The sequence below is a fragment of the Corallococcus sp. CA054B genome, from assembly GCF_003611625.1.
Classification (GTDB): Bacteria; Myxococcota; Myxococcia; order Myxococcales; family Myxococcaceae; genus Corallococcus; species Corallococcus coralloides.
In genome coordinates this window covers 1-9441 of the sequence record NZ_RAVY01000285.1, presented here as the reverse complement: position 1 = coordinate 9441, position 9441 = coordinate 1, and the positions used below count along the sequence as shown (strand labels likewise).

Sequence of the window (9441 nt, the reverse complement as noted above, 5' to 3'; positions counted from 1 at the left end):
CGCGTACCCCGCGGACTCCATCGCCGCCCACGCGCACTCCAGGAGCGCCCGGTGCTGCGGATCCATCTGCTCCGCCTCGCGCGCCGAGTACCCGAAGAACGCCGCGTCGAAGCCCTCCGCCTCCTCCAGCACCCCCGCCGCGGTGATCCACTCGTCGCCCTGGGGCAGCCCCAGCCGCTCCCGGCCCGCCGCGTCCAGCCGGGTGATGGAGTCCACCCCACCCACCAGGTTGCGCCAGAACTGGCGCGCGTCCTCCGCCCCCGGAAAGCGCAGCGCCAACCCCACCACCGCCACCGCCATGGGCGCGTCCTCGCCCCCGGCGGCCGCTCCGGCCTCGTTCGCGTGGTCCATGGCTCCCGAGCCTGCCAGGGAAGTCCGGACCCCGGGGAAGCACGAAGCCCGCCTGCTCGCCCTGGCGCGGTCGGCCTTGACGCGGTAGTTCTATTTTCCTCAATTTGCAGCAAATCCAGCCCCTGGGAGCAGCCACCATGAGCACACAGAGCGCGGTCCCCTCGCCCATGGAGGCGCGGCTGGCGGGTTACTGGCAGGAACTCCTGGGGGTGGACGCCGTGCGGCCGGAGGACCACTTCCTGGAGGTGGGGGGCAACTCGCTCCTGGCCACCATGCTGGCCAACCGCATCGAGGACGACCTGGGCCTCCAGGTGGGCATGGTGGACCTGTTCAACACGCTGAGCGCCGTGGCGGCCGTCTGCGAGCGCCTCCAGCAGGAGACCCAGGCCGCCGGCTGACGCGCCCCAGGGCGTGGCAGCAAGACGACGGGCCGGGCGGGTGGACGGGGCTTGCCTCTTTTCCCCCCGCCCCCGGTTGGGCTAGCAGGGGGGCCATGCCCATCCTCGCTCTCGTCCGTCATGGTCAGTCCCTCTGGAACCTCGAGAACCGCTTCACCGGCTTCGTGGATGTGCCCCTCACCGAGCAGGGCCGCGCCGAAGCCCGCAAGGCCGCCGACAGCCTCCAGGACGTGAAGTTCGACGTCGCCTACACCTCCGCCCTCACCCGGGCGCAGCAGACGCTGGCCATCCTGCTGGAGACGCTGAAGCAGACCCCGCCCGTCATCCGCGACGCGGCCCTCAACGAGCGCCACTACGGCGACCTGCAGGGCCTCAACAAGGCGGACGCCGCCAAGGAGTTCGGCGAGCAGCAGGTCCACATCTGGCGCCGCTCCTATGACGTGCCGCCCCCCAATGGCGAGTCCCTGGAGATGACCGCGAAGCGCGTGCTGCCCTTCTTCGACCGGGCCATCGCGGGCGACCTGCGCCAGGGCAAGAACGTGCTCGTCGTGGCGCACGGCAACTCCAACCGCTCCCTGGTGATGCGCCTGGACAAGCTGTCCGGCGAGACGGTGGTGGGCCTGGAGCTCGCCACGGGCGTGCCGCTCGTCTACGAGATTGGCGCCGACGGCCAGGTCGTCTCCAAGCGCGGCTGAAGACGCCCTGACGCTTCGTGGCGGGCAGGGCCTTCCTGGGGAAGACGGGAGGGGGCTTGAATGAGCAGCCCTCTGTCCCGTCAGATGGGATGAAGCAAGAACACCCCCAAGGATGCACACCATGAAGGCCCTGACCCTCGCCGTCGTCCTGCTCTCCTCCGCCGCTGCCCTGGCCCAGACGGCGCCCAAAGCGGCGGACTCAGTCAACATCGCTGGCGGCGCCGAGTTCCGCCGCCCCCCGCCCCCGGGCCACTCCACGCCGCAGCCGGTGCCGATGCCGCAGCCGGTGCCCTCGCGCAACCAGGTCGTCATCGACCGTGAGCAGGTGGAGCGCCGCATCAACCGGCTGGAGAGCGCGCTGCGCGACGCGATGTCCCGCACGAAGGACGCCAAGGGCCGCGAGAGCATCCGCAACGCCATGGAGGAGCTGGACAAGCTGAGCGAGTACGTGGACAAGGCCCCGCCGGTGGTGGTCAACCATCCGGCGCCGATGCCGCCCCCGCCGCCGGTGGTGCGCCCCATCACGGATCAGCAGTTCCGCAACATCACCGCGGCGATGGTGCGCGAGTCCTTCCCGCGCGAGAAGCTGCGCATCCTGTCGCAGGTGGCCCCGAACGAGAACTTCCTCGTGACGCACATCCTGTCGGTGCTGGGGCAGTTCTCCTTCTCCAATGACAAGCTGGAGGTGGTGCGCCTGATGCGGCCCACGCTGCTGGATCCGCAGAACGGCTACCAGCTGTACCAGGCGTTCCCCTTCTCCAACGACAAGCAGCAGCTGCAGGCCATCCTCGACAGCGGCGGGCGCTACTAGCCTTCCAGTGTCACCGTCGGAGCGCGGACCAGATGGCCCGCGCCTCCGGCGAGTCCACGGTGGCGTGGACGCTGGCCACCACCCGTCCTTCCGCGTCCAGCGCCAGGACATAGGGGGTGTCGCTGGAGGAGAGCCCCAGCGCCTTGGCCATGCCGCCGTTCTTGTCCAGCCAGGTGTCCTTCCAGAACTCCCGGGGCACCTGGTTCTTCGCCTTGCCCCGCGCCGCGCCCTCGCTGACGAAGAACGGCAGCTTGAGGGTGATGAGCGACTGGCGATGCACCGAATCCGCCACGTGCTCGTCCGCGGCATCGAACCATCCGCGCATCCGGTCGCCCGCGTCCTTGTCGGTGATGACGACCAGCAGCGTGGGGCGCCCCTTCAGCTCGTGACTCGCGTGCGGGCCGGACGTCAGGTCGCGCGCGGAGAACGCCGGCAACGGCTGCCCTTGGGGAGGCAGCGCGAACGCGCCCGGGGCCGTGAACAGCACCCCGGCCAGCGCCGCCCCCATGAGCGTGGAACGTCCCCACCGCGAGCCTCTGGGTTGGCAAGCCATGGGACGAGAGGTGTTCACGCGGAGTCAGGTTCCCTAGCGCCCGGAATGCCTGCGCACGCCCGGCTGCCTGCCCCGCGTGGGGATCCGCTAACGTGGGTGCCCCTCTCGTACCGGGAGTCCCCCCTTGAGAACCCTTTCCCTCACCCTGCTCCTGCTGCCCCTGACGGGCAGTGCGGCCGTGAAGAGCATCTCCACCGTGGCCGAGCTCCAGACCGCGCTTTCGTCCGCCAAGGCCGGCGACGAGCTCGTCCTGGAGGACGGCACGTACACCTTCAACGCGAACCTCACCTGCGCCGCGGAGGGCACCCAGGCCGCTCCTATCGTCGTGCGCGCGAAGAACCGCCACGCGGCCGTCGTGCGCTTCAACGCGCAGGAGGGCTTCAAGGTGTCCGGCCGGTACTGGACCTTCGACGGGCTCACGGTGGAGGGCATCTGCGCGAACGACCAGAACTGTGAGCACGCCTTCCACGTCACCGGTCACGCGGAGAACTTCGTCCTGCGCAACAGCCGCGTGCGCGACTTCAACTCGCAGCTCAAGGCGAACGCGACGCAGAACGGCAGCGGCGTGTGGGAGATACCGCACCGGGGTCTCATCGAGAACAACGAAATCTACGACACGCACGCGCGCGTGACGTCCACGCCCGTCAACAAGCTGAACATCGACACCGGCGATGACTGGGTGGTCCGCGACAACGAGATTCACGACTTCTCCAGGCAGGGCGGCATCTCCTACGGCGCCTTCATGAAGAGCGGCGGCAAGCGCGGCCTCTTCGAGCGCAACCGCGTCCTGTGCGTGAAGGACTTCCCCGCGGGGGACACGCGCATCGGCCTGTCGTTCGGCGGTGGCGGCACCGGCAATCAGTACTGCGCGCCGGCCTTCGACCCCGCCGTGCCGTGCTCGCCGGAGCACACGGACGGAATCATCCGCAACAACATCGTGGCCAACTGCTCGGACGTCGCGGTGTACCTGAACAAGGCCGCGAACACGCGCGTGCTGTTCAACACGTTCGTCGGCACGACGGGCGTGGACTACCGCTACGCCGCGTCCACCGGCGAGGCCTTTGGCAACGTCCTGACGGGCGTCATCCGCAACCGGGACAGCGCCACCGGCACCCAGAGCACGAACCGCTCGAACGTGACCACCACCACCTTCGCGTCCTGGTACGTGGCGCCGCTCAAGGGCGACCTGACGCTCAAGGGCGACGTGTCGTCGCTCATCGGCGCGGCCGCGCGGAACACGCTGGCGCCGGAGGACTTCTGCGCGCGCGCCCGGCCCGCCTCGGCCACGATGGGAGCGATGGAGCACTCGCTGGGTGACTGCCCCGCGAACACGGGCGGCGGCACGGACGCGGGCACCGACGCGGGCACCGGAACCATGGACGCGGGCGTCGTTCCGGACGCGGGCCCGGAGCAGAACCCGTCCGGGGACGAAGATGAGGACGAGGACGGCGGTTGCAGCGCGAGCCCCGGCCTGCTGCCCGCGCTCCTCGGGCTGCTCGTGCCCCTGGCCCTGCGCCGGCGCGCCCGTCGCTAGCGAAAGGCCTCGCGAGGCGGCTGGAGAGACCCCCAGCCGCTTCGCTGCCCTCACGCGCTTTTAGAACGCGGTGGAGACGAACAGGCCCGGGCGGATGGCCAGGATGCCGCCCACCACCAGCGCCAGCGACACCAGCGTGCCCACCAGCGGCAGCACATAGCCGGGCGGCGTGCGCCGGCGGTTCGCGGACAAGGGGCCCTGGATGGCGCCCACCGCGAGGAGCATCATCACCATGTGCCCGATGAGCGCCGGGTAGTACCCGCGCGTCACCAGCACGCCAATGCCCACGAGGAACTGCAGCTGCAGGAAGCCGGAGTAGGACGCGCCGAGGATGCGCCCCACCTTGTCGAACGGGCGCTTCGTGGCGACCGCGAACGCGAAGAACGCGAGCGCGATGACACCGGACAACAGCACCAGGTAGCGAAGACCCGAGTGGAGATGGAAGAAGAAGGTCATGGGCGCGAGGGTTTAGCACCCGCCGGGCGGGGCGCGACGTTTCCTGCTGACTACGACGGGTCCGGCTTGGGCGTGCGCTTCGTGCTGGGGGGCAGGGGCGGCGCGGAAATGCGCTCGGCGGGGGGCAGCTCCCCGGTGAGGCTCTTGAGGAAGGCCACCAGGTCGTCCACCTCGCCGTCATTCAGCGTGCGGCCCAGCTGGTAGCGGCCCATCAGGCGCACCATGGTGGGCAGGTCCTTCACGCTGCCGTCGTGCAGGTAGGGCCCGGTCATCTCCACGTCGCGCAGGGTGGGCACGCGGAAGTAGCCCCGGTCGTCCTCGTTCTTCGTCGCGTCGAAGCGGCCCGCGTCGGTGAGGGCCGGGTACGCCTCCACCAGCCCCAGCTTCTGGAACGACGCGCCGCCCACCGCCGGGCCGTTGTGGCACGTGGTGCAGCCGGTGGTGACGAAGGCCTCCAGGCCGCGCTGCTCCTGCGCGCTCAGGGCCGCGTGCTCCCCCGCGAGGAAGCGGTCGAAGCGCGACGACGTGGTGAGCGTGCGCTCGAAGGCGGCCAGCGCCCGGGCGGCGTTCGCCAGCGTCACGGGCTTGCCCCCCTTGGGGAAGGCGGCGCGGAAGCGCGTGGAGTACTCGGGGATGGAGGCCAGCGTGGCCTCGACGCGCTTCGCGTCCGGCATGGCCATCTCCACCGGGTTCATCATCGGCCCTTCCGCCTGGGCCTCCAGCGTGGCGGCGCGGCCGTCCCAGAACTGCGCGATGTGGTGGGCCGCGTTGTAGACGGTGGGCGAGTTGCGGCTGCCCTTCTGCTTCTTGTGCCCTTCCGACAGCGCCTTGTTGTCCACGCCGTAGGTGTCCAGGCCGTGGCAGCTGTTGCAGGACACGTCGTGGTTCTTCGACAGGCGGGGCTCGTGGAAGAGCATGCGCCCCAGGGCCACCTGCTCCGCGGTGTCCTCGGGCAGCGGGGCCCGGTTGCGAGGCGCCTGGAAGAAGTGCGACGCCAGCTTCGCCACCGCCGCGGCATCCGGCGCCGACGGCTTCGGGGCCGGGGCCTGCTCCGCCACCGGAGCGGGCGCGGGCGGCTTCGCCTCCGGAGCCTTTTCAGGTGAGCGCTCACAACCGGCGAGCGCGCCAAGGCCCAACGCGGACAGCGTGAATCCAAGCAGCAGTCGATTTCGCGTCATGTGGAGAGCCTCCCGTGTGCGGCGCGGAGCGCACCGTACCAGTGACCCGGGCAACTGGCTGCGAGACGGAACGTCGCACCCTCGGCGCGGGCTTTCCCATTCCATCAGTCCGGCAGCGCCCGCCCGGACGGCGGCCCGGCGGACGCGGCCCGGGGCTCCTGCGGAACAATCCCCGCGCCGCTACCTCTTCTTCAAGGTCTCGGCGACACGCAGCGGCGCATCCGCCTGGAAGCGGGGCGCCACGGAGGACGGCGGATGCAGGACGGAGACACGGGCGGCAAGGGGCGGGAGGTGGACGTGCTCGTCTGCCGCAAGTGCCTGGGAAAGTGCGCCCGGAGCGGAGGGCAGGACCTGCCGCGCTGGCTCCAGGGGGAGCTGGCCGAGCGGGGCCTCGCCGGTCAGGTGCGCGTCACGCCCACCGGCTGCATGAACCAGTGCCCGCGCCGGCAGGTCACCGTGCTCGTCTCCGACACCGATGATCCCGAAGGCCGCCTGCTGCTGGTGGAGCCCCGGCTGCAGCGCGACCTGCTCTTGAAGTTCGTGGAGCGCCGCGCGCGCACGGACGCTCCCGCCGCCACGCCCGGCGACGGCGACGCTCCGGGGCGGGGGCAGGAGCACCTCGGTGATGAACCGGTCCACGAGGAACGAGGCCAGTAGCCCCGTCGCGGTGCCGGCGGCGTCCCACGCCAGGTCCTTCACGGAGAAGACGCTGCCGCGAGCCCGGTCGTACACCTCCTTGCCCAACCCCACGCCCAATCCCAGTCCCACGCCGGTGAGCGCCCGCGCGCCCGGCGAATCGAAGAGGATGGCGCCCGCGCCGTAGCCCACGCCCGTGGCCGCCGCGCACGCCGCGAAATGTCTGGGCTTGTCGGTGCCAAACCAGTCATCGCCAGACGCGGCGCGGCCCGAGGCCGGGACGGCGAGGAGCACGAGGGCGGCGAGCGTGGAACGGGCGGACATGCATCCACCCTGTAGCATCCTCCGAGGAGGACGCGACCTGGGCTGGGAGTGAAAATCCGGGTCGTTGCCACGCTTGCCGACCCCCACGGTTGGTGCGTTTTGGAGACGAGGCCCGCAGGCGGGCTTATGCTCGGCTCGCTTTGAAAGGCTTCGGTCCCTCGCTCAGCTTCCGGCAGACCCGGCACCCCGCGTTGGATGGCGCGCGCGGGCTGGCCGTGCTCGCCATGGTGATGGGTCACACGCTGGACGCGCTGCTGGCGCCCGCGTTCCGGGACCATCCGTGGGTCCAGGAGTACTGGAAGCTCCGGGGCATCACCGCGCCGCTGTTCCTGCTGGTGAGCGGCTGGGCGGTGGTGATGGCGCTGGGCACGAAGCCGGGCGCCGCGACGGACTCCTTCGGCCGCCGGTTCCGCCGGGCCCTGCTGCTGCTCTTCCTGGGCTACCTGCTGCACTGGCCGGGCTGGGGCGCGGTGCGCGAGCTGGGCTTCTCCGACGCCATGCTGCGCAAGGTGTTCCAGTTCGACGCGCTCCAGTGCATTGGCGCGGCGCTGATGCTGGGCGCGATGGCGCTGGTGGTGACGCCGCACCGGGGCGCCCGGGCGCTGCTGTTGGGCGGGCTGGCCGTGGGCATCCCTCTGGCGAGCGCCGGGATGTGGAGCGCGGGCGCGCACCTGCCGGTGCCGCTGCAGCAGTTCATTGGCAATGGCGAGGGAAGCCGCTTCCCGTTCTTCCCCTGGGCGGGCTTCTTCTTCGCGGGCGCGTTCGCCGCGCACGGGCTGCGCCTGCTCAAGCCGGGCCTGCCGCAGGGCTTCTCCCTGCTCGCGCTGGGCGGAGCGCTGCTGGTGCTCACCCGTTGGGTGCCCGTGGAGTGGACGCCCACCAGTCCCACGATGGTGATGTACCGCGTGGCGCAGGGCCTGCTGGTGCTGGGCGTCGTGAACCTGCTGCCGCAGCGGGTGAGCGGCCTGCTGGCGCCGCTGGGCCGGCTGTCGCTGTGGATCTACGTGCTGCACCTGCCGGTGGTGTACGGCTGGGCGGACATCGCGGGCCTCGCGCAGCGCATCGGTCCCCGGCTGGGCATCGCGGCGGCGCTGGGCGTGTCCGTGGCGCTGCTGGTGGGCTGCTACCTCGTCGCCCGGCTGGGCCGCTGGGTCCGCGAACAGGCCCGTCCCTGGCGCGCCGGCTCCACCACGCTGAACGCCAGCGTCGGCACCGCGCGCCTGGGCCAGTAGGCGGCCTTCAGCCCTCGGAGCCGGTGCGCGGCAGCTTCGCGGGCGGCTCGGTCGCGTTGCCACGCGCCACCAGCTCGCGCGTCACGGACTCCAGCGCGCTGATGCGGCGGCCCGCGCGGCCCCGGGCCCACGTCGCCACCTCCGGCGCCTTGAGCAGCCCCACCGCCTGCTCCACGCCGCCCGCCTTGCCCTTGAGCGCCCGCGCCGTGGCCAGCCGCACGTTGCGCGCGGACCTGCGCGACAGGCCGCTGCTCCACAGCAGGTCCAGGGCGAACGTGGTCCACACCGTCAGCTCGTCGTCCGGGCGCAGGAACGCCTCGAAGCGGGCCAGCGCCCGGGCACGCGGCTCACCGGCGCGCAGCTCCTCCTCCGGCAGCTCCACGTGCAGCGACGTGCTGTGCGCGAGCGGCTGCTCCGGCGCGATGACCGCCTCGAAGCGCTCGCCCGTGGCGTAGCGGACCGCCACCAGGTGCACCAGCTCCGGCGGGATGCCCGACTCCAGCGGGTGCGCGTTCGCCTCTGCGTAGAAGAGGACCAGCCTGTCCGCGGCATCCGCCAGCGAGCGCAGCTCCAGCGGCGGGCGCCACTCGCTCTTGTAGATGCGGCGGCGGTTGGGCCCCGTGCGCGTCTCCTGGCGCTCCAGCTGCGTGTCCACCATGAACTCGAACGCGCCCAGCATGCGGTCGAAGTACTCGGGCTTGCCCTCCAGCTGGCCCAGGATCTCCGCCACCGCCTCGATGGTGGAGACGCAGTGGTCCGCCGGCTCCGCGCGGATGCGGTAGTTGCTCGGGCGGCGGGGCACGAAGCCAATGCGCGGCAGCGCCGCGAGCACCGGGTTGCGCATCACCACCTTCTTCGCCTGCGGCCAGGTGCCGTCCACGACGATGAGCGTCTCTGGCGGGTTCGCCTGCGCCTCTTCCACGGTGATGGCGTCCTCACCCGGGAAGAGCACCGCGACGCGCTCGGGGTTCTTCGCCAGCTCCTCCAGCCGCGCGTGGCCCGTGAAGTCCACGCCCCGGTGCAGCTCCGAGTTGGTCAGCGACAGGTGCGCCATGCGCGCCGTGCCAATGGCCACGCGCCGCTCCCTCGGGTGCTGGAGGAACACCACGCGCGTGCGCGTCTGGAGCTGGGGGACATGCGCGCAGTAGCACGCGCTTTCAGGACGCAGACACTTGATGCAGAAGGTACGCACGCTGTGGCCCTTTATCACGGCCCCGCCCCGCCCCGCCCTGCCCCGGTCGACCGGGCGCGGCCCGACATGGAAAGCTCGCCC

The 9441-nt window shown here is 71.3% G+C and carries 11 protein-coding genes; 5 read left to right on the top strand and 6 right to left on the bottom strand.

Annotated elements, in window-relative coordinates; translation table 11 throughout:
- The coding region (locus D7V80_RS38525; protein WP_304988479.1) for a beta-ketoacyl synthase N-terminal-like domain-containing protein at positions 1 to 351 on the bottom strand (351 nt) is incomplete at its 3' end.
- 137 nt (positions 352 to 488) lie between these two features.
- Here D7V80_RS38525 and D7V80_RS38520 point away from each other — a divergent pair.
- From D7V80_RS38520 to D7V80_RS38510, 3 genes are all read left to right on the top strand, one after another.
- Positions 489 to 749, top strand: a complete 261-nt coding sequence (locus D7V80_RS38520) for a phosphopantetheine-binding protein (protein ID WP_014394890.1) — start codon at positions 489 to 491, stop codon at positions 747 to 749.
- A 95-nt stretch (positions 750 to 844) separates the two neighbouring features.
- Complete coding sequence (locus D7V80_RS38515) at positions 845 to 1444, top strand: 2,3-diphosphoglycerate-dependent phosphoglycerate mutase (RefSeq protein WP_120592799.1); 600 nt, start codon at positions 845 to 847, stop codon at positions 1442 to 1444.
- A gap of 121 nt (positions 1445 to 1565) precedes the next feature.
- A complete protein-coding gene (locus D7V80_RS38510) occupies positions 1566 to 2255 on the top strand; it encodes a DUF4476 domain-containing protein (RefSeq protein ID WP_158616775.1) in 690 nt (229 codons plus the stop codon).
- Positions 2256 to 2265: 10 nt separating this feature from the next.
- On the opposite strand, the gene D7V80_RS38505 is transcribed toward D7V80_RS38510, so the two are convergent.
- Complete coding sequence (locus D7V80_RS38505) at positions 2266 to 2763, bottom strand: hypothetical protein (RefSeq protein ID WP_120592797.1); 498 nt, start codon at positions 2761 to 2763, stop codon at positions 2266 to 2268.
- A gap of 169 nt (positions 2764 to 2932) precedes the next feature.
- On the opposite strand from D7V80_RS38505, the gene D7V80_RS38500 reads away from it, so the two are divergent.
- Positions 2933 to 4342, top strand: coding sequence for a chondroitinase-B domain-containing protein (locus tag D7V80_RS38500; protein WP_120592796.1), 1410 nt, complete (start codon positions 2933 to 2935; stop codon positions 4340 to 4342).
- Positions 4343 to 4402: 60 nt separating this feature from the next.
- On the opposite strand, the gene D7V80_RS38495 is transcribed toward D7V80_RS38500, so the two are convergent.
- From D7V80_RS38495 to D7V80_RS42030, 3 genes are all read right to left on the bottom strand, one after another.
- Positions 4403 to 4798, bottom strand: coding sequence for a hypothetical protein (locus D7V80_RS38495; protein ID WP_120592795.1), 396 nt, complete (start codon positions 4796 to 4798; stop codon positions 4403 to 4405).
- 50 nt (positions 4799 to 4848) lie between these two features.
- Entirely contained in the window at positions 4849 to 5976 is a 1128-nt protein-coding gene (locus D7V80_RS38490) for a cytochrome-c peroxidase (protein ID WP_120592794.1), read from the bottom strand.
- Between the two features lie 180 nt (positions 5977 to 6156).
- Positions 6157 to 6936 (bottom strand): hypothetical protein, encoded by a 780-nt coding sequence (locus tag D7V80_RS42030; protein WP_158616774.1) that lies wholly within the window; start codon positions 6934 to 6936, stop codon positions 6157 to 6159.
- Positions 6937 to 7076: 140 nt separating this feature from the next.
- On the opposite strand from D7V80_RS42030, the gene D7V80_RS38480 reads away from it, so the two are divergent.
- Positions 7077 to 8168, top strand: coding sequence for an acyltransferase family protein (locus D7V80_RS38480; protein WP_233586045.1), 1092 nt, complete (start codon positions 7077 to 7079; stop codon positions 8166 to 8168).
- Between the two features lie 7 nt (positions 8169 to 8175).
- Here D7V80_RS38480 and D7V80_RS38475 read toward each other — a convergent pair whose 3' ends face one another.
- Positions 8176 to 9360 carry a tRNA-uridine aminocarboxypropyltransferase gene (locus D7V80_RS38475; RefSeq protein ID WP_199738966.1) on the bottom strand — a complete coding sequence of 395 codons (1185 nt, stop codon included), beginning with the start codon at positions 9358 to 9360 and terminating at the stop codon, positions 8176 to 8178.
- Positions 9361 to 9441 lie beyond the last annotated feature (81 nt).